The organism is Pseudoalteromonas sp. SG45-1, from assembly GCF_014164135.1.
GTDB lineage: Bacteria > Pseudomonadota > Gammaproteobacteria > Enterobacterales > Alteromonadaceae > Pseudoalteromonas > Pseudoalteromonas distincta.
On record NZ_JACJEP010000002.1, the window covers coordinates 63,925 to 83,677 of the forward strand.

Sequence of the window (19,753 nt, forward strand, 5' to 3'; positions counted from 1 at the left end):
TGAACTTGCTAAAACATGCTTTGTGCCTAAAAATCAATTAGGTCATTATTCGGTCATGTTAAAATATTAAACTATTTTTGTTACCTGGGGTTGACACCGGTGTCATTGCTATGCGTTAATACAGTGACACCGGTGTCAGGGTTGTTGTGAGAGGCTCCCTGGTAGCGTACCTTTGAACGGGTAAATCAAAGATGCTCAGTACAGTTATTTACGTGGAGTCTGTAGTTGCTACTGAGCCTTTATCCTCTAACTAATAGAGATGAGTTAAATTATGTTACATCCTCGTATTCAAGAAGTTACCCAGCGCGTTATCGAACGCAGTAAAAATACCCGTCAAGATTATTTAGATCGCATTTCGCACGCAAAAAAACAAACAAGAGTTCGTGCCGGTTTAGGTTGCGGAAATATAGCCCATGTTATGGCTGCATGTAGCAGTGATGACAAAGCGCGCTTAAAGGCTGATGAGCAGCCAAATCTTGCTATTATCAACTCATATAACGATATGTTATCGGCTCATGTGCCATACAAAGACTACCCAGATTTAATTAAAGACATTGCAACAAAATACGATGCTACAGCTCAAGTTGCTGGTGGCGTTCCTGCAATGTGTGATGGTGTTACGCAAGGGCGTGACGGCATGGAACTTTCACTTTTTTCTCGCGATGTAATTGCTATGTCTACAGCAATTTCTCTTTCGCACGATGTGTTTGATGGCGTTTTTTGTTTAGGCGTTTGTGACAAAATTGTTCCTGGTTTATTAATTGGTGCATTGTCGTTTGGTCATTTACCTGTGTTCTTTTTACCAGCAGGTCCAATGCAATCAGGTATTCCGAATAAAGAAAAAGCACGTATTCGCCAAAAGTTTGCACAAGGTTTAGTGAGCCGCGAAGACTTACTTGAAGCTGAAAGTGCGTCTTATCACAGCGCTGGTACGTGTACGTTCTACGGTACTGCCAATTCAAACCAAATGTTGATGGAAATAATGGGCTTACACCTTCCAGGTAGCTCGTTTATTAATCCTTACACTGAGCTTCGCGATGGCCTTACAGGTAATGCTGTAGAAACTATGCTTAAGCAGCTTACGGATGATAAAGAAAGCCCTTGTTTAGCCGATGTGATCAGCGAAAAAACGATTATAAATGGTTTAGTGGGTCTGCTTTCTACAGGTGGTTCTACTAACCATGCAATCCATATTGTTGCGATAGCAAAAGCTGCCGGCATTCAGGTTACGTGGAAAGATATGTCTGACTTATCAGAAGTTGTACCACTTCTTACACGTATTTACCCTAACGGCTCAGCTGATGTAAACCACTTTCAAGCAGCAGGCGGTATGGGTTTCTTAATGCGAGAACTAGCAAGCGCTGGTTACTTACATACAGACGTAAAAACAATGCTTGGCGATGGTTTAGCACCATACATGACAGAGCCTCGTTTAGATAAAGACGATAGCTTGATCATGAGCGACTCAACTGGCCCAACTAAAGTTAAATGGGTAGATTGCCCAGCAAACTCGCACGATGAAGAAGTACTTCGCCCAGTGAGTAACCCATTTAGTAAGCAAGGTGGTCTGCAACTTCTAACTGGCAACTTAGGTAAAGCTGTTATCAAAGTGTCAGCTGTTGCTGAAGAACATCAAACCGTTACTGCTCCTGCAAAAGTATTTAGTTCACAAAGTGCTCTGCAAGATGCATACACTCGTGGCGAATTAAACCAAGACTTTATTGCCGTGCTAAAAGAGCAAGGCCCTAAAGCGAAAGGTATGCCAGAGCTACACAAGTTAACGCCAGTAATGGCAACGCTTCAAGATGAAGGCTTTAAAGTAGCCATTGTTACTGACGGTCGTATGTCGGGTGCATCAGGTAAAGTACCTGCTGCTATTCACTTAGCACCAGAGGCAGTAGAAGGCGGCATTATTGCTAAAATCCGAGAAGGCGATTTAGTGACGCTTGATGCGCCAAACGGAATATTAAAAGTACACGTTAGCGACGAAGAACTTGCTAAGCGTGAAGCAGAGCTTAGCCTGCCAAGTGCAACATTTGGTACAGGTCGTGAATTATTTACTGGATTTAGAAATATCGTAAGCAGTGCCGATTTAGGCGCGAGTGCTTTTGGACTTGAATAAATATTAGCCATACTGGGTAATGAGGAACAAGTAATGAGTATTGAAAAAATCTTAGCATCGGCACCCGTAGTGCCAGTGGTTGTAATCGAAAAATTAGAAGATGCAGCACCACTTGCAAGAGCTTTATACAACGGTGGCTTAAAAGCCTTAGAAATAACACTACGTACACCCATTGCTGCAGAAGCTGTAAAGCTAATGAAAGCAGAAGTACCTGAAGCCTATGTAGGTACTGGTACGGTAGTAGATAAGGCAAGTTTTGATCTTTCGGTTGCTGCTGGTGCAGATTTTATGGTGAGTCCAGGTGTGAGCGATGAACTTATTGCTTTAGCTAAAACATCAGATATACCATTTTTACCAGGCGCTGCAACTGCAAGTGAAGTTATGCAACTTGCGTCGCATGGTTTTAAGTATTTAAAATTCTTCCCAGCAGAAGCTGCAGGCGGAACAGCTATGCTTAAATCAATCGGTGGCCCATTACCACATATTACTTTTTGCCCAACTGGCGGCATTAGCCTAGCAACTGCTCCTAATTATTTAGCGCTTAACAACGTTATTTGTGTTGGTGGTACGTGGATGCTAGATAAACAACTAATTGAAAATAAAGACTGGCAAGCAATTGAAGCGCTTGCTCGCCAAGCAAGTGAACTTAAATAGGAGTCTAAAATGATTAATGTAGCAATTAACGGGTACGGCCGTATCGGTAGAAATGTTTTACGTGCACTTTATGAGTCAGCTCAAAACAGCGAAATTAAAATTGTAGCAATTAACGATTTAGCACCAGCTAACGTAAATGCACATTTAACGCAATATGACTCAGTTCATGGTCAATTTTCAAAAAAAGTAACACTTGAAAACAACACTATGCTAATTGGGGATGACGTAATTACGTTAACGCAAGAGCGTGACCCTGCAAACTTACCCTGGAAAGAGCTAAACGTAGATATCGTTTTAGAATGTACTGGTTTTTTCACTAAACGTGATGACGCTGCTAAGCACATTACTGCAGGCGCGAAAAAAGTAATCGTATCTGCTCCAGGTACTGGTTTAGATGCAACAGTAGTGCATGGTGTAAACAGCGACGTAATTAATGCTGATAGCAATATCATTTCTAACGCTTCTTGTACTACTAACTGTTTAGCGCCAATTGCAAAAGCAATTAACGATACAGTAGGTATTGAGCAAGGTAGCATGACGACTATTCACGCTTACACCAACGATCAAAACTTATCTGACGTTTACCACCCAGATTTATACCGTGCGCGTAGTGCAACTCAATCTATGATCCCAACTAAAACAGGAGCTGCGGCAGCTGTTGGTTTAGTATTACCAGAACTTGCTGGTAAATTAGATGGTATGTCGGTACGTGTACCTACAATCAATGTTTCTTTAGTTGATTTTACGTTTATCACTAAGCGTGATACGACTGCAGAAGAAATCAATGCAATCATGAAAGAAGCATCAACGGGTTCAATGAAGAGTATTTTAGAATATAACGAGCTTCCGCTTGTTTCTATCGACTTTAACCATAACCCAGCGTCGTCTATCTTTGATGCAACGCAAACTAAAGCCAATGGCAAACTAGTTAAAGTAATGGCTTGGTACGACAATGAGTGGGGTTTCTCAAACCGCATGTTAGACCAAGTTAAAGCATTAGGTCAGTACTTATAATTGACCTTGTAAAAGTTTAGCTTTATCCAACCAAGCCACGCATTGCGTGGCTTTTTTGCGTTTAGTTTATCTGTATATTTGCAATTCAAAATTAGAAGGGAACTATTTGTATTTTTTATACCCTAAATTTTGTTAATATGTGGGTGTGTAAATCAATGGAATTTCGTTGTATTTAATCAACTCAACGACGCAAGGAATAATAAAAATGATCAGAGCTCTATCGCGAAAAGTATTTCGCACAAATCATCTTCAGATAGGTGAGGGCAACATAAGTGGCTACATAGCCTGCTTTTTAGCAATACTGAGTTGCTTAGGCGTATTAGCGTTTCACTTTCCTGAATATTTAACCACACCAGAGCTGAGAAAAAGCTACAGCGTCGACTTTTTACGTCAGCTTATGTTTGCATCATTATTGGTCTCGGGCAGTTTAGGATTACTTAACTTTGTACGTAATACCAATAAGCGTTTAGGGGCTACAGCGTGGTTTTTTATTTTACTCGCTATTATGTTTGGCGGACCAAACGTTGAAGTAAACGAATTTGCTTCTGATACACCTTATATAGGGCTTGATTGGTTTATTTTAGATTTACTCGGCTCAACACTTATATTTATTGTGATTGAAAAGTTATTACCTCATCGTAAAGAGCAAAAAATATTACGTAGCGAATGGCGAGGCGATTTAAACCACTTTTTTGTAAATCATTTAATTATTGGTTTTGTATTACTCGTTACTAACCACTTTGTGCATTATGGCTTTGGCTGGGCTGTATCATCTACAGTACAAAGTTATATAGAGCAAACACCCTTTATAGTGCAGTTGTTTTTAATAATACTCGTGGCTGATTTAATGCAGTATTGGGTGCATCGTGCTTATCACGAAGTCCCTTTATTATGGCGCTTTCATGGCGTACATCACAGTGCTAAAGAAATGGATTGGTTAGCGGGCTCTCGCCAGCATATTCTTGAAATACTCGTAACGCGCAGCTTAGTGCTCACGCCTATATTTGTGCTTGGTTTTTCACAGCAAATAATTAGTTTGTACGTAATAATTGTGGGTTTGCAGGCTGTGTTTAACCATGCAAATGTGCGTGTGAAATTTGGTTGGCTAAAATATTTTATGGTTACACCGCAGTTTCACCATTGGCATCATGCGTCAGATAAAGCCGCGATTGACCGAAATTACGCTGCACATTTTTCGTTTTTAGATTATGTGTTTGGTACTGCTGTTAAAGGCCAAAAAGAGTGGCCACAAGCGTATGGTGTAGTCGGGGATTACATGCCCGTAGGTATGCTTAAACAACAGGTTTACCCGTTTAAGCGCACTAAATAAGTACGGAAAATCCGAATAAACATAAAATAAAAGCGAGTAAGATGTTACATTTTGCTCGCTTATATTATTAATATTAAATTTATTTTAGCTCTGCTAATAACTCAGTAAATGTAGGTCTTTGATTTAATGTAGGTTGCATGGCACATTTTGCCATATTGGACATTTTAACAAAGAGCTCACTTTGTTTATCATCGCCAGTTACCGTGCCTAATAAGTCTTCAATTAAACACCCTAATGCACGTACTTCAATTAACTCGATTTGCTTTTGTTGATAATCACTTAACATGGCTAAGTTTGTGGCTGCACCAAAATCACCAAATAATACATCAGCATCTTTGTTTATCATGGTGTTATGCGCATACACGTCGCCATGGCTTACTTTACAAATATGCAAGTGATGTAAGGTACTTACCATTTGCTGTGCAATTTTTAAAATAGCGTGAGTTGAGTAATGGCAATCATCATTAAAGGTATCACGCGTACAGGTTTCAAGGCTTGGAGGCAGGCCTAAATTAGCAAAGTTTTTATCTATTAGCTCCATTACTAAACCTAGCTGATCACTTTGCTCAATGTAGGCAAGTACTTTAATTAAATTAGCGTGATCGCCTGCTTGTAAGCAGCAATTTACTTCATCAAGCGGGTAGCCGTCGCTGGTAATTGCGCCTTTGAATAATTTAATCGCTACAGCACTTTCAATAGCTTGTGCTAAATGAATAACGCCCGATGCACCTTGGCCAATAACATGACTAAGTGTGTAATCGTTAAGAGGCTTATTTTCTAAGCAGCTTTTTGTAAGGCACTGGGCTTTATTAAAATCGTTACCGGCAAACGCAAGCCAAGCAAGTTTAGGCAATTCAAACAGCCAGTCGTCTACGTGTGTTAAGTTATTAGCAGAGAGCCTAACAAGCTCAAGGTTTTTACACTGCGCCATGCTACTTGGCAGTTGCTTAAGTTGATTGCCTGCAAGCGCAAGCTTTTTAAGCTGGGTATAATTACCAAAATCTTCAGGCAATTCGCTTAACGTATTATCGGTGAGTATTAGCCACTCAATATTTTTTGGCAGGCTGTTTAAAGCAAATTCAGAAATTTGGTTACCTTTAAACGCGACCATAATTAAAGCAGGGCATTTAGCGAGCACTTTAGGAATATGCTTAAACTGATTAAACGATAAAAACACACGCTTCAGGTTTGTTAAACAGGCAAATTCATCAGGTAGTGTTGATAAGTTATTATTTGATAAATCGAGAACTTCAAGCGTGTCAGCTAAGCTAAAGATTTCTTCAGGAAATGTCGTTAGCTCTTCTACCAATTGCAGGCAAGTAGCACCAACAAGTTTGCCACTTTTAAGCTCTTTAAGGGAGTTCATATTAATACCATGTTCTAAAAATGAAAAAGCCAACATAACTGTTGGCTTAAGTCGTTCTAACTTACTAAATCGCTCTTTAGAATTGCGCGTTATGGTAAACGTTTTGCACGTCGTCGCAATCTTCTAACATTGCTAAAAAGCGTTCCATAACTTCAACGTCTTCGCCTTCAATCGGCGTTTCAATTTGTGGCACAAAGCTAATTAGGTCTTCGTCAAATTCAGTCACGCCCATTTCTTCAAGCGCTGTACGTGTATTGTTGTACTCTGTGTGAGGAGCAAAAACAGTAACTTTACCGTCATCTACTTCTACGTCAGTTACATCAACATCAGCCATCATAAGAGCTTCAAGTACTGCTTCGTCGTCATCACCGTCAAATACAAAAATAGCAAGGTGATCAAATAAATGTGAAACAGAGTTTTGAGCGCCAATTTTAGCATTTGCTTTGGTAAAACAAACACGTACATCAGCAAAGGTACGCTTGTTGTTGTCTGTTAAACAGTCAACAATAATCATACAGTTACCAGGGCCGTAACCTTCGTAACGTGTTGCTGCGTAGTCTTCACCGCCGCCGCCTTTTGCTTTGTCTATTGCGCGGTCAATAACGTGTGCTGGTACTTGGTCTTTTTTAGCGCGTTCAATTAAACGACGTAATGATAAGTTACCATCTGGATCTACACCGCCGTTTTTTGCACAAATATAAATTTCTTTGCCGTACTTAGAATAAACTTTAGTTTTAGCACCCGCAGTCTTAGCCATTGAATCTTTTTTGTTTTGGTAAGCTCTTCCCATCTGCGTTTCGCCTTAATATATGTAAATAATAGAATAAAATTATAATGCGTATTCTAAAGGTAAATGCATTCAAGGGCTAGTAAGTATTAAAACAGATTAAATCGGTAACGTTTAAAAGCCATGTAAACTGTATTTTATTAATGGGATCATCGAGGGTTCTAGACGTTGGAATTATATCTATTATGTGTAAATTTAATTCAATAAAAAAGCAACCTGTATAACAGGTTGCCTTACTAAGTAATAAAAAGTAAGTGTTACTTACCAAATACGTACACGCTCATCTTCAGGAAGGTATAACGCATCGCCTGGTTTTACATCAAACGCTTTGTACCATGCATCATGGTTACGCGGCGCTTGTGCTCTAAAGCGACCTGGGGCATGTGTGCCACCACGCAGTTGGTTAAGCATGCTTTGCTCAGTACGTTTTTCTTTCCATACTTGTGCCCACGCAAGGAAGAATCGCTGATCGCCAGTAACGCCGTCAATAACAGGCGCTTCTTTACCATTTAAACTGAGCTTGTACGCGTGATAAGCCATTGATAGCCCACCTACATCACCAATGTTTTCGCCAAGGCTATTTCGACCATTAACAAAATTACCTTCGATTGGCTCGTATTTACTGTACTGCGCAGCCAGTTGATCGGCTTTTTTGTCAAATGCAGCGCGGTCAGCATCAGTCCACCAGTTACGTTGCACACCGTTTTCGTCTGATTTTGAACCTTGATCGTCAAATCCATGACCCATTTCGTGACCAATTACAGCGCCAATACCGCCATAGTTTACAGCCGGATCGGCATTTGGATCGAAAAACGGCGGTTGTAATATCGCAGCCGGAAATACAATTTCATTAAACGAGCTATTGTAGTAAGCGTTTACGCGTTGTGGCGTCATGCCCCAGCGGTTACGGTCTGTTTTTTGTAGCTCTTTTTCAACACTTTCTGCATGAAAAAATTCACGCATGTTTTTCACATTACCAATCAAATCGTTTTTAGTAATGCTTAAACCTTCATAAGACTGCCATACATTGGGGTAACCAATTTTTGGTACAAATGCAGCCAGTTTAGCGCGCGCATTTACTTTAGTTTCATCGCCCATCCATTCTAGGTTATCAATACGTTCACCAAGGGCTGTACGAAGGTTTTCAACCAGCTCAGACATTTGTTGTTTTGACGACTCAGGGAAGTAACGCGCTACGTATATCTTACCAATAGCAAAACCAAGCGAACTTGTGCCTGACATTTCACTTATTGCACGTTTCCAACGAGGGCGAGGCTCTTGCTGTCCGTTTAGTTCTTTACCAAAAAAAGCAAAGTTAGTATTAAATACGTCCTCTGATAGTAAACCTGCGTTACCGCTAATAGCGTGATACGTTAGGTAGTCTTTCCATACTGCAATATCTTCTTGATTGATTAGCTCAATCATCGCTTTTATTGGCTCAGGCTGAGATACATTTAACTGAGGTACTTTATAACCTGTTTGCGCAAAATATAAATCCCAGTTAAAGCCAGGATAAGCAGTGCTTAAATCGGCACGTTCAACTTGGTTTAGGGTTAAGTCGCGATTACGGCGCTTTTCACGAGGCCAGTGTCCTTGTGCAATTTTGGTTTCAAGGTCAAGAATAGCTTGAGCGCGCTCAGTTGCATTTTCAGTGCCTGCAAACTCAAGCATGTCAGCAATGTGAGCAACATAAGCTGTACGGGTTTTTACAAAGCGCTCAGCGTCTTCAAGGTAGTAAGAACGATCTGGTAAACCTAAACCACCAGCACCTAGTGACATTTCATATTTATTAGGGTCTAGGCGATTAAACCACATACCGCCGCCAAAAGGGGCTTTATTACCGGTTAACCAAGACTTACCAAACATCTCAGCTAAATCGTCAGTTGACGCTATATCACTAATTTCACTTAACAATGGCTTAATAGGCGCTACACCGAGTTTATTAAGTGTTTCGGTATCCATATACGCATTGTAAAAATCAGCAACGAGTTTTTCTTCTGCGTTTAAATCTTTACGTGCGGCTATTTCTTCAATAATAGCTTTAACATCGCCTTCGCTGCGCTCAGCTAATCCAGAAAATGCACCATAGCGGGTTTTATCTGCAGGCATTTCGTAGTTGTCATACCACGTGCCGCTGGCATACATAAAAAAGTCATCGCCTGGTTTCACGGCTTCGTTACGAGCTGTTAGATCAACACCAAAACTACCTAACTCTGCTTTTTCTGTCACTGTTGCTGTAGTTACTTTAGGTTGTTGCTCGTCTATTTTTGTTGTTTGCGGCTCTGAACAACCTGTAATAAATGTGGCAGCTAATGCTGCGGCAATTAAACTCTTTTTCATTACTTACTCCTGAGTATCACTGATTGAATTAAAGCAGCAGTGAATCATTTTTATTGTTACGAATATTTAACTTATCGATTGTTATTGATATTAATCAGACAAACAAATCTTTTGAGGTGAATCACCACAGTGCTCGATAAAGCTAATATAGGAGAAAAGAGAAAGGCTAATAGGTTCTATAAACGCTTTATTTAGCTCGAATACTTAAAAGTATCCGAGCTAAGAGGGGTTACACTCTATTTACTTTTTATGCTGAAGCTCCCACATACGGGCATATTCTCCGGCGAGTGTAAGTAACTCATCGTGCTTACCTTGCTCAATAATTTGTCCGGCTTTGAGCACAATAATGGTGTCTGCATCGGTAATAGTAGATAACCGATGAGCAATAACAATACTCGTATGGTTACTGGCAACTTCACGCATTGCTGCGAGAATTGCTTGCTCAGAATGAGAGTCGAGTGCAGATGTTGCTTCATCAAAAATTAAAATAGGGGATTTTTTCAAAATAGCGCGGGCAATGGCAATACGCTGTTTTTCGCCGCCTGATACTTTTAAACCGCGCTCGCCAACCAGTGTTTTATCGCCTTTATCAAGTGTGCCTATAAAGTCTTTTAAATGCGCCATAGCAATGGCTTCGTCAATTTCAGCATCGCTTGCTGATGGTCTGCCGTAAGCGATATTTTCACGAATCGTGGTGTTAAACAGCACGGTGTCTTGCGGCACTATTGCAATGGCTTTTCGTAAACTATTAAGTGTTACTGAGTTTATTGCTTGATTATCAATACTAATTTCACCGGCGCTTACATCATAAAAACGATAAAGCAGTCGAGCCAATGAGCTTTTACCAGCCCCACTGGCACCAACAATAGCTACTTTGCTGCCTGCTTTAACACTAAAGCTAAGATTATTAAGAATAGGGCGATGCGCATCGTAACTAAAACTTACATTATTAAATGTTATTTCACCTTGGCTAATATTGAGTTCTTTAGCATTAAGTGCATCGGTTATTTGTGGTTTTTTGTTAAGTAACCCAAGCATGTTTTCAAGGTCGGTTAGCGCGCGTCTTATTTCGCGGTACACAAAGCCTAAAAAGTTAAGCGGTAAAAACAATTGAATCATATACGCGTTGATCATCACTAGTTCACCAATAGAAAGCGTACCTGCAACTACCTCGGTTGAGCCCAACCACATTAACGCGGTAATAGCACAGGCAATAATAAGTGCTTGGCCTGAGTTGAGGGCGAGCAACGACATTCTATTTTTTAAACGGGCTTTTTCCCAGTTTGCTAAAAAGGTGTCGTACGTTTTGGCTTCAAACTGCTCATTATTAAAATATTTTACAGTTTCATAATTAAGCAGGCTGTCTATTGCGCGGGTATTACTTTTATTGTCGGCAGCATTTGCTTCTCTAATAAAGCGGTTTCGCCACTGAGTAACCACCATAGTAAAGGTAATATAAATGGCGACTGCCAATAATGTAATCAGCGCAAACCAAACAGAAAACAACGTGCCAAAAATAATCGCAACGGTAAGTATTTCAAATAAAGTAGGCACAATGTTAAACATTAAAAAACGCATTAAAAAGCTTAACCCACTTGTACCGCGTTCTATATCGCGGCTAATACCGCCAGTTTGCCTATCTAAATGAAAAGCCAGCTCAAGTGAGTGCAAATGCTTAAATACCTTTAAACCAATATCACGCATTGCGTGCTCGGTTACGCGAGAAAATACAGCATCTCTTATTTCACCTAAAAACACGCTAGCAAAACGCAGTGCACCGTACATCAATAACAATAAAGCGGGGATAACTAACAGTGGGTTAATCGACTTATCTACCGAGTCTATTATTTCTTTAAGCGCCCAAGGCATTAACAAAGTGGCACCTTTTGCGCCTATAAGCGCCATAAGTGCGATAAAAACAGGGCCTTTAAATTTTGTAAGGTAGGGCCATAGTGTTTTTACACTTTGGCGTAAATTCATGGCGTCGGGGCGTTTTTCTGTGCTTTGTCTGGGGCGCATTAGTGATCTCTGTTAAAACTAAATACTTAATTAATAAGCATTGTATTTTAAATGCTTGCCCTTATATACTACGCATCCCTTATTTTAGTTTTAAAACGTGAATGTTTAAATTTAGAGTGTTTTTAACTGCCTTTTTGCTACTTGCTGCACTTTTTAGTGTGCAGAGCAATGCTATGGGCGCCTCACAAAATTTAAATATCAATATTAGTACGCAGGTTTCGCTTATTGATATTGGCGATTTAACTAAAATACAGCCTATTAGTAAGTCTGTAGATACTGCGCAGCATAAAAAAACTCATCAAACCGATTTTGACGCGCACCAACCACGGTTAACTGCCAATAATTCATCACTGTTTTTGCACACTGTTCAAAGTGAACCAGAATACGATGTGGTTTTTGAATTTTTTGCTCAAAATCTTGTTAGGCATATATTCTTACGGCCAAGAGCGATTAATCCTATACAGCCTTGGTATACGCTTGTAACTAATAGTAAAAAGTCGCGCTTGAGTGGCTGGAAAGACGTTAACTTACTCTACAGAGCTGTAACTACCTACCACGCTTAATTTTCCTTATTTAATTTTATTAGGTTTTAACTTTTAAAGTTTTAGCCTGCAGATTAATTGTGCTTTTAAAAAGTACGTTGCTAGCTTTGCTGGCAATAAGGATTCAACATGTTAAGTTTTAAAAAAGACAAAAAACCGTCTACGGCTAAGTTCAAATTAAGCTATATAGCCATGCTAATAGTATTGGTTTTATTAGCTATCAGCGCATTACCAAATTTATACCCAAATAAATCGTGGTTGCACATCAGTGCTGCTCCGCACAGTGAAACGCAATCTTTACCGAGCACTAAAACGCTAGTTACTTTTTTAAATAACCAAGGGTTAGAGGTTGAGCAGGGTTTAGATAAGCAATCAACTATTAATGTACTTTTAAACGAGCCAACTAAAAGCGCTCAGGCACAAGCGGCTATAAAAGCGCAATATCCAAACACGCAAGTTAAAATTGTTGAGCATGCAACCAGCCCTACATGGTTACAAAATTTTGGTTTATCACCAATAAAGCTGGGCCTTGATTTAAATGGCGGTGTGCTATTTGTATTAGACGTAGATTTAGATAAAGCCGTTGATGAGCAGTTAGTCAGTGCGTATCAACAAGCTAAATCAATCATTATTAAGCAAAAAGCACATGGCGTAAAAGCGCAGCAAACTCAGCACGGGTTTGAAATAAACGCATTGCCTAATGCAACAGACAAGTTAACCCCCGTTATTGAAGAGCTACAAAGCCGGTTTGCTAATTTAGCCGTTGTAACAAGCAATAACGGCAGCGTTAAAACTGCCAAATTTAGTTATTCGGAGCAAGGCCGCAGCAGCTTTGATAAAGAAGTAATGGGGCAAACACTCACAACCCTTCGTTCACGTATTGAAGAGTTAGGCATTACCGAAGCGGTAACACAGCGCCAAGGAAAGCACCGCATTCGTATAGAGCTACCAGGCGTGCAAGATCCAACCGAAGCAAAACGTATTATTGGTGCAACAGCATCGCTTGGTTTTTATCAATTAAAAGAAATTGGCGGGCAAACATTTAATATGCAATCGGGCGGAACCATAAAGCTCGATCCTGTGCCAATTTTTACAGGCGATCATATTAATAATGCAAACATAGGCCGCGACGATTGGGGTAAACCATTGGTACAACTAAGCCTAGACGGCCAAGGCGGGGATGCAATGTCGGCGTTTTCAAAAGCCAATATTGGTAAGCCAATGGCGACGGTTTACTCTGAGTACTCTCAAAATGCTAAAGGCGAAGTAGTTAAAAAAAGCGAAGTTATTAACGTTGCCAATATTGCTCAGCATTTAAGTTCGCGTTTTAGTATTACCAATATGAAAAGCCAACAAGCGGCAGCCGATCTGGCATTATTACTACGTGCAGGCTCGCTTACAGCACCCGTTACAATTGTGCACGAACAAACAATAGGGCCAAGCCTCGGCAGCGAAAATATTAGTAATGGCTTAGCCGCGCTTATGTTAGGTATGGGTATTACCCTTGCATTTATGGCGCTTTGGTATCGTCGTTTAGGCCTTATTGCAAACGTGGCACTTATATTAAATTTAACGTCGCTTGTGGGCTTAATGTCATTATTACCAGGGGTTGTGTTAACGCTTCCGGGTATCGCTGGCCTGGTGCTAACCATAGGTATGGCGGTAGACACTAACGTAATAATATTTGAACGCATTAAAGAAGAACGCCGCCAAGGCCGTGCACCATATCAAGCTATTCAAGAGGGTTATAAACAAGCCGCAAATACAATATTTGATGCCAATATAACCACCATGATCACCGCACTTATCTTATACGGCATAGGCTATGGGCCCGTTAAAGGTTTTGCCATTACACTCGCACTGGGGCTTTTAACGTCTGTATTTACAGGTGTGTACGTATCAAAAATATTAAGCCAAACGTTGTATTTAAAAATGGGTAAAAAAGTAGGAGAAAAAGCACATGCTTAATTATTTTTTGAAAGGTGAAAAGGGCACACGTTTACGCTTTATGGGTATGCTTTTAAGTGCCATTTTAGTGCTGCTATCCGTATTTACGCTTACGCAAAAAGGTCTAAATTTTGGCCTAGATTTTACCGGCGGTTATTTAACTGAGTTTACAACCAGCCAAAGTGTTGAACTAAAAGAGCTTCAATCGTTTATTGCTAAAAATCACAACGGTGAGTTTGAGCTAACCGCGCAAGGTAATATTCATTTTCAATTAAGAGAAGCGCCAAGTGCATCAACAACAGCTAATAGCCTTGATTGGCAAAGCGCTGTTACACAAAACGATGATATAAACGCACAGGTATTATCGTCAGCTTATATTGGCTCACAAGTGGGCGATGAGTTATTTGATCAAGGCTGTTTAGCAATGTTTTCTGCAATGATTGCGGTAATGATTTACCTTGCAGTGCGTTTTGAATGGCGATTAGCCGTTGGCTCTGTGGTAGCGCTAGTGCACGATTTAATACTCGTACTTGGGTTATTTTCACTATTACAAATTGAATTTAACCTAACCGTACTGGCAAGTTTACTGGCTATTATTGGTTACTCACTTAACGACTCAATAATAGTAGGGGATAGAGTGCGTGAGCTTTTACGTGTTCAATCAAATAATATACTTAGCCCAGCGACTATTATTAATAATGCGATTAAAAGCACACTAACGCGCACCTTAATAACGTCGGGTACCACACTTGCGACGGTTGCGAGCGTTTGGTTACTTGCAGGCGCACCACTGCAAGGCTTTGCTATAGCATTATTTACCGGCATTGTAGTGGGTACGTTCTCGTCTATTTGTATAGCGGCAACTTTGCCAGAGCTATTGGGCTTAAGCGCTAAAAACTACGAAGTTAAAGTAGATGCCCACACGCAGACATTATTAGATATGCCATAAGGTTTTAATAAAGCACAAGCAAAGAGCTGCACCAACCAACAGCTCTTTGCTTGTTTAATGCTAATTTAAGCCCCGCTAGTATTCCCACCAAACTTGCGGGGGTTTAAAACAATGGTTTTAAGCCTAGCAAAAATGTTAAACTAACTGCCTTATTTTTACTGCCTGTATTGTACTAATCCCCATGAATAAAACCCACGTTATCGAACATCTTCGCTTTGCGCTAGAAGCGCAGCTTACAACAGCAAAAGTAGCGGCAAAAACTGCGCACGACACCGCCACACATGAAGAAAACATAGCCGAAAATAAATACGATACTCTAGGGCTCGAAGCCGCTTATTTAGCACAAGGCCAAGCCCAGCGCGTAAACGATTGCTATAAAAGCATAGAATTGTTCGAACCTGCCTTTAATGAAAAACCAACCGACAAAATAGCTATCGGTTCGCTGGTATGTTTAGAAGATGATAACGCATCCCAAAAATGGTTTTATTTAGGCCCTGCAGCTGGTGGTTTAACGGTAAATGTTAAAGAGCACGCAATAGCTGTAGTAACACCCAGCGCACCAATGGGTAAGCAGTTACTAAATAAACAGATTGATGATGAAATTACGTTAACAATTGCAGGTAAAGCCCACGAATATGTTGTGGTAGAGATCTTATAAAGCTTTGGTTTTTACGAGAAGCGTTTGCTGGCAGAGCCATACCAAAGTAATAAACGCTTTTTTATAAATTAATTGTCGGATGGCATGGCTTCGCCACTTATCCGACCTACGTCAATGCTTTAATACCTGACGTGGTGAATATGTAATCTTTAAATGTAGGTCGGATAAGCGAAGCGCCATCCGACAAAGGTAATTTTGTCTCATAACACTATTAAAAGTCGTTTTGGTGCAAAACAACAGAGCCTATTTTATAACATGGCTAATCATTTGTTTACATTGAAGTTATTTAGTGGAATTACTGGGCTAAGTAATACACGTCGTTTTGGGATGTTATAAAACCCCAAAGTGGTGTTCGGTAAGTTGCTAGTTCACTACATCAATTTAGGAGTTCATTTAAAGCACATGAATAATAATTTAGTCAAAGTTTGCTATACAGGTGAAACTGGTTCTAGCGATATAAGAACATTTCATAGAGATGATATTTTATATGTTTCTTTAAGAGACGTACTTATTACGTTAAATAAAGAAAATCGTGAAATTAATGAAAATCATGTCGCTAAATCTATGGTGAACGTGCTTAAAGGGCAATTGAATGCGCTTGATTCAGATGAATATATTATGGAACCAGTCATAGGTGGCAAGTATTCTGATGATGAAGAAATTTTTGTTACACAACCTAGGTTATATCGAGTTTTATCTAGTGATAAAACTATTGCAGGTAAAACTTTCCAAAGATGGTTGTTTCATGAGGTTGTACCTTCATTAACCAAATATGGTGAATACCCACCACCGTTAGTTTCTCAAGACTCTGATGTTAAAAGGCTAGCTACTACTCTTTTAATGGAAATTGAACAAAGAGAAGAGTTGGAACGTAAAACTCAGGAACAATTTAATACACATGAAAAAATGCTAAATCATCTTGGCAATAAATTACAAAATATAGAATCGAACAATCAACAAATTGATTTTATGTGTGTTATGGATTTTTGTAATTTACACGGAATTGACAAAACATAGGAGCAGCTTGTTCTTGGGTGGTGTATAAAAATCTGTGCAAAAAAGGAGAACCATCAAGAAGAGTCATAGTTAAATCGCAGGAAGTTCTTCAATTCCCTATGTATGTATTAGTTGCTGCAGCTAAAGAATTACAAATAGATAAATAATTAGGGGACACCCAGCCTAATTACCAACACGATAAACTATTACCTTTGTTCATAAATCTATTGTCGGATGGCATGGCTTTGCCATTTATCCGACCTACGCCAATGTTGTATATATCCTAAATTTACGCTTTATTTATCTAATAGGTATCTAATAATATAGTGGACATACAATGCAATATCGTCGGAATTATGTAAAAGGAGGGTCATATTTTTTTACTGTTAATTTGCTCGACCGTAATAAATCGTTGTTAGTTGAGCATATTGATTTATTAAGAGAGTCTATCCGCGTTGTTAAATTCCAAAGGCCATTTTATATAGATGCATGGGTTGTGCTACCCGATCACCTTCATGCGGTTTTAACCTTGCCAGACAACGATACGGATTATTCTGGGCGCTGGCGAGAAATTAAAAAGCGATTTTCAAAATCACTCCCAAAAACAGAGTTTTTAACTCAAACAAGAAAACGTAAAAATGAGCGAGGAATTTGGCAACGCCGTTTTTGGGAACATACCATCAGGGATGATAATGATTATTGGCACCATGTTAACTATGTTCATTTTAATCCGTTAAAGCATGGTCTAGTTAGTCGAATAGTTGATTGGCCTTATTCAAGTTTTCACAGAGCCGTAAAGCGAGGGATTTATACGAATAACTGGTGTGGCGAAAAGATATAAATTATTTGTAGGTCGGATAAGCGAAGCGCCATCCGACAAAGCCATAGCAACATAATACACTTTAGCTTTGTACAAAAGTTTGTTGTTGAATGAAATAACTTTGGCCTTTATTACGCGTCGGATGGCATGGCTTCGCCATTTATCCGACCTACGAATTAGCTTTTTTCACAAATTTCGCTGTTACCATCATTTCGCCAATGCCTTCTACTTTACAATCAAGTTCGTGATCTTTTTTATCAAGCACTCTTCTAACGACCGCTTTGGTGCCAATTTTAATTACTTGCGAGCTGCCTTTAATTTTTAAATCTTTGGCTACGGTCACTTTATCGCCATCATTAAGTAAAGTGCCGTTGGCATCTTTTACTAAAATTGCGTCTTCATCATTTGTAGTATTTGGGTTCCACTCATGGGCGCACTCGGGGCAAATAAGCAGTTGTTGGTCTTGGTAAACATATTCACATTGGCATTTTGGGCAAGCAGGCAGCGACATTTTTAACTCTCATAAGGTGTTGTTTTGCGTATTTTAATCTGCATTAGTTGGAAAATATAGTTAATCAATATTTTTCATCTTCACGCTAAAAATATCTCGTTTGTGCGTTTTTAAAAAAGGGCATATAAAGCACATGTCGCTTAAGCAATTTAAGCGCTAACTCGTACAGTAGGTACCTGTTAAAGCACCCATCATATTAAGTGATTCGCGCAATGCCCACTTAGTACGATGGGTGTTTCTATTTATAATGCTTAGTATTTTACTAAGCATGCTTTTTATATTTTGACTTAACTAGGAAAAGTCGTGTTTAAAACCTTAATTGTGGTTGATAACAACGAGCAAACGCTTGCTCAATCGTTCGAAAATGTAATTACGTTTAATACCTACTTACGTGATTACCCAAAACATAACGAACCAAAAACACGCATTATTAATCTGTGCGACTCAAGCCAATACTTGAGCAAAGGTTACTATTGCTCATTACTTGCAGAGGCGCGCAAGCACCAAGTTTTACCCAGTGTAAAAACCATTAATGCTCTTCGTAGTGGCCAAGCTCCTATGTTAAATGTGGGCCAAATAGATGGCACACTTTACTTTGGTAATGCCCAAAACGATTTACAATCAAAAGCGGCAAAGTCGGTATTTAAACAATACCCAGCGCCTATTTTATTTGTTGATGAACAAGGATTATTGCAACAAGGCTCGATGTCGTCTTTAGGCGAGCAGCAGTACAGCGAATTTGTAGCCAAGCTAGATAACTTTACTAAAACGCAGTGGCGTATTAGTTCTGTGCAACGTCGTTTTAGATGGGACATGGCAATACTTGTTGATCATAACGAAAAAGTACCACCGAGTGACAAAGACGCCATTGCACGTTTTATTAAAGCAGCTGCTAAACACGGTATTTATGCACAAGCATTAAGCTTTGACGAAATTGATAACATTGCCCAGTTTGATGCGTTATTTATTCGCCAAACTACAGCGATTGACCACCCAACGTATCGCCTTGCAAGCAAAGCGCAAAGCCAGGGTTTAGTGGTTATTGACGATGCTGAGTCTATTTTACGTTGTTGTAATAAAGTGTATTTACACGATGCATTTAATTATCAAAAAGTGCCAAGTTTAAAAACGGTTGTAGTGGCTGATCAAGCAAATGAAACGCTTGAGCAATTAGAAGAAGCGTTTACGTATCCGCTTGTTTTAAAAATGCCTGAAGGGTCGTTCTCAAAAGGTGTGTTTAAAGTTTCAAACCGTGATGAGCTTGCCGCTAAGCTTACAGAGCTGTTTGAATATAGCGCATTAGTGCTTGCACAAGAGTACATGTATACCGAATATGATTGGCGAGTGGGTGTGTTAAATGGCCGTGCAATTTATGCATGCCGCTATTTAATGGCGCGTAACCATTGGCAAATTTATAACCACGACGCTAAACGGTTTTTCTCTGGCGGCTTTGAAACTCTACCAACCTTTGAGTTACCAAAAGCGGTGTTAGATGCAGCATTAAAAGCATGTAAAACAGTGGGTAGGGGTTTATATGGCGTAGATGTTAAAGAGCATCAAGGCAAAGCATATGTACTTGAAGTAAACGACAACCCAAGTATTGATCACAAGGTAGAAGACGGCTATTTAGGCGACGAGCTATACATGATCATTATGGATGAGTTTAAACAACGCTTAGAAGCACGAGGCCGTGGGTAA

Annotated in this window: 16 protein-coding genes; 11 read left to right on the forward strand and 5 right to left on the reverse strand. The window is 39.7% G+C overall.

What is annotated here, in order from left to right; all coding sequences use genetic code 11:
* The first annotated feature begins 271 nt into the window (after positions 1 to 271).
* The 4 genes from edd to H5117_RS02630 all read left to right on the forward strand — a co-directional run bounded on the left by edd (position 272) and on the right by H5117_RS02630 (position 5,120).
* Complete coding sequence (gene edd / locus H5117_RS02615; RefSeq protein ID WP_002959754.1) at positions 272 to 2,122, forward strand: phosphogluconate dehydratase; 1,851 nt, start codon at positions 272 to 274, stop codon at positions 2,120 to 2,122.
* A 33-nt stretch (positions 2,123 to 2,155) separates the two neighbouring features.
* Complete coding sequence (eda, locus tag H5117_RS02620) at positions 2,156 to 2,776, forward strand: bifunctional 4-hydroxy-2-oxoglutarate aldolase/2-dehydro-3-deoxy-phosphogluconate aldolase (RefSeq protein ID WP_002959756.1); 621 nt, start codon at positions 2,156 to 2,158, stop codon at positions 2,774 to 2,776.
* A 9-nt stretch (positions 2,777 to 2,785) separates the two neighbouring features.
* Entirely contained in the window at positions 2,786 to 3,790 is a 1,005-nt protein-coding gene (gap, locus tag H5117_RS02625; protein WP_002959757.1) for a type I glyceraldehyde-3-phosphate dehydrogenase, read from the forward strand.
* Between the two features lie 205 nt (positions 3,791 to 3,995).
* Positions 3,996 to 5,120: a sterol desaturase family protein gene (locus H5117_RS02630; protein ID WP_182736076.1), complete on the forward strand. Its 1,125-nt coding sequence runs from the start codon at positions 3,996 to 3,998 to the stop codon at positions 5,118 to 5,120.
* A 79-nt stretch (positions 5,121 to 5,199) separates the two neighbouring features.
* On the opposite strand, the gene H5117_RS02635 is transcribed toward H5117_RS02630, so the two are convergent.
* From H5117_RS02635 to H5117_RS02650, 4 genes are all read right to left on the reverse strand, one after another.
* Positions 5,200 to 6,522, reverse strand: a complete 1,323-nt coding sequence (locus tag H5117_RS02635; protein ID WP_259404215.1) for a leucine-rich repeat-containing protein kinase family protein — start codon at positions 6,520 to 6,522, stop codon at positions 5,200 to 5,202.
* A gap of 40 nt (positions 6,523 to 6,562) precedes the next feature.
* Positions 6,563 to 7,276 (reverse strand): YebC/PmpR family DNA-binding transcriptional regulator, encoded by a 714-nt coding sequence (locus tag H5117_RS02640; protein ID WP_002959761.1) that lies wholly within the window; start codon positions 7,274 to 7,276, stop codon positions 6,563 to 6,565.
* 258 nt (positions 7,277 to 7,534) lie between these two features.
* Entirely contained in the window at positions 7,535 to 9,613 is a 2,079-nt protein-coding gene (locus tag H5117_RS02645) for a M13 family metallopeptidase (RefSeq protein ID WP_182736077.1), read from the reverse strand.
* Between the two features lie 240 nt (positions 9,614 to 9,853).
* The gene (locus H5117_RS02650) at positions 9,854 to 11,632 is read right to left on the reverse strand and encodes an ABC transporter ATP-binding protein/permease (protein ID WP_182736078.1); all 1,779 of its coding nucleotides are present in this window, start codon (positions 11,630 to 11,632) and stop codon (positions 9,854 to 9,856) included.
* Between the two features lie 101 nt (positions 11,633 to 11,733).
* Between H5117_RS02650 and H5117_RS02655 the strand changes: the two genes are divergently transcribed.
* From H5117_RS02655 to H5117_RS02680, 6 genes are all read left to right on the forward strand, one after another.
* Positions 11,734 to 12,195 carry a hypothetical protein gene (locus H5117_RS02655; protein ID WP_182736079.1) on the forward strand — a complete coding sequence of 154 codons (462 nt, stop codon included), beginning with the start codon at positions 11,734 to 11,736 and terminating at the stop codon, positions 12,193 to 12,195.
* Positions 12,196 to 12,303: 108 nt separating this feature from the next.
* Positions 12,304 to 14,142 carry a protein translocase subunit SecD gene (gene secD, locus H5117_RS02660; RefSeq protein WP_182736080.1) on the forward strand — a complete coding sequence of 613 codons (1,839 nt, stop codon included), beginning with the start codon at positions 12,304 to 12,306 and terminating at the stop codon, positions 14,140 to 14,142.
* Positions 14,135 to 15,070 (forward strand): protein translocase subunit SecF, encoded by a 936-nt coding sequence (gene secF / locus H5117_RS02665; protein WP_182736081.1) that lies wholly within the window; start codon positions 14,135 to 14,137, stop codon positions 15,068 to 15,070. The genes secD and secF overlap by 8 nt, the downstream gene beginning before the upstream one ends.
* A gap of 181 nt (positions 15,071 to 15,251) precedes the next feature.
* Complete coding sequence (locus H5117_RS02670) at positions 15,252 to 15,728, forward strand: GreA/GreB family elongation factor (RefSeq protein WP_182736082.1); 477 nt, start codon at positions 15,252 to 15,254, stop codon at positions 15,726 to 15,728.
* A gap of 402 nt (positions 15,729 to 16,130) precedes the next feature.
* On the forward strand, positions 16,131 to 16,745 hold the full coding sequence (locus H5117_RS02675; protein WP_182736083.1) for a BRO-like protein: 615 nt from the start codon (positions 16,131 to 16,133) through the stop codon (positions 16,743 to 16,745).
* A 316-nt stretch (positions 16,746 to 17,061) separates the two neighbouring features.
* The gene (locus H5117_RS02680) at positions 17,062 to 17,565 is read left to right on the forward strand and encodes an REP-associated tyrosine transposase (RefSeq protein ID WP_182715337.1); all 504 of its coding nucleotides are present in this window, start codon (positions 17,062 to 17,064) and stop codon (positions 17,563 to 17,565) included.
* Between the two features lie 148 nt (positions 17,566 to 17,713).
* Here H5117_RS02680 and H5117_RS02685 read toward each other — a convergent pair whose 3' ends face one another.
* Positions 17,714 to 18,055 carry a zinc ribbon domain-containing protein YjdM gene (locus tag H5117_RS02685; RefSeq protein WP_182736084.1) on the reverse strand — a complete coding sequence of 114 codons (342 nt, stop codon included), beginning with the start codon at positions 18,053 to 18,055 and terminating at the stop codon, positions 17,714 to 17,716.
* A 303-nt stretch (positions 18,056 to 18,358) separates the two neighbouring features.
* On the opposite strand from H5117_RS02685, the gene H5117_RS02690 reads away from it, so the two are divergent.
* Positions 18,359 to 19,753: a RimK family protein gene (locus H5117_RS02690; RefSeq protein WP_182736085.1), complete on the forward strand. Its 1,395-nt coding sequence runs from the start codon at positions 18,359 to 18,361 to the stop codon at positions 19,751 to 19,753.

What these genes read in the sequence shown, in the direction of transcription:
- H5117_RS02630 (WP_182736076.1), top strand. Translation starts at nt 3,996, where the DNA reads ATGATCAGAGCTCTATCGCGAAAAGTATTTCGCACAAATCATCTTCAG.
- H5117_RS02650 (WP_182736078.1), bottom strand. Translation starts at nt 11,632, where the DNA reads ATGCGCCCCAGACAAAGCACAGAAAAACGCCCCGACGCCATGAATTTA.
- H5117_RS02635 (WP_259404215.1), bottom strand. Translation starts at nt 6,522, where the DNA reads ATGTTGGCTTTTTCATTTTTAGAACATGGTATTAATATGAACTCCCTT.
- H5117_RS02645 (WP_182736077.1), bottom strand. Translation starts at nt 9,613, where the DNA reads ATGAAAAAGAGTTTAATTGCCGCAGCATTAGCTGCCACATTTATTACA.
- secF (WP_182736081.1), top strand. Translation starts at nt 14,135, where the DNA reads ATGCTTAATTATTTTTTGAAAGGTGAAAAGGGCACACGTTTACGCTTT.
- H5117_RS02655 (WP_182736079.1), top strand. Translation starts at nt 11,734, where the DNA reads ATGTTTAAATTTAGAGTGTTTTTAACTGCCTTTTTGCTACTTGCTGCA.
- eda (WP_002959756.1), top strand. Translation starts at nt 2,156, where the DNA reads ATGAGTATTGAAAAAATCTTAGCATCGGCACCCGTAGTGCCAGTGGTT.
- H5117_RS02640 (WP_002959761.1), bottom strand. Translation starts at nt 7,276, where the DNA reads ATGGGAAGAGCTTACCAAAACAAAAAAGATTCAATGGCTAAGACTGCG.
- edd (WP_002959754.1), top strand. Translation starts at nt 272, where the DNA reads ATGTTACATCCTCGTATTCAAGAAGTTACCCAGCGCGTTATCGAACGC.
- gap (WP_002959757.1), top strand. Translation starts at nt 2,786, where the DNA reads ATGATTAATGTAGCAATTAACGGGTACGGCCGTATCGGTAGAAATGTT.
- H5117_RS02670 (WP_182736082.1), top strand. Translation starts at nt 15,252, where the DNA reads ATGAATAAAACCCACGTTATCGAACATCTTCGCTTTGCGCTAGAAGCG.
- H5117_RS02675 (WP_182736083.1), top strand. Translation starts at nt 16,131, where the DNA reads ATGAATAATAATTTAGTCAAAGTTTGCTATACAGGTGAAACTGGTTCT.
- H5117_RS02685 (WP_182736084.1), bottom strand. Translation starts at nt 18,055, where the DNA reads ATGTCGCTGCCTGCTTGCCCAAAATGCCAATGTGAATATGTTTACCAA.
- secD (WP_182736080.1), top strand. Translation starts at nt 12,304, where the DNA reads ATGTTAAGTTTTAAAAAAGACAAAAAACCGTCTACGGCTAAGTTCAAA.
- H5117_RS02680 (WP_182715337.1), top strand. Translation starts at nt 17,062, where the DNA reads ATGCAATATCGTCGGAATTATGTAAAAGGAGGGTCATATTTTTTTACT.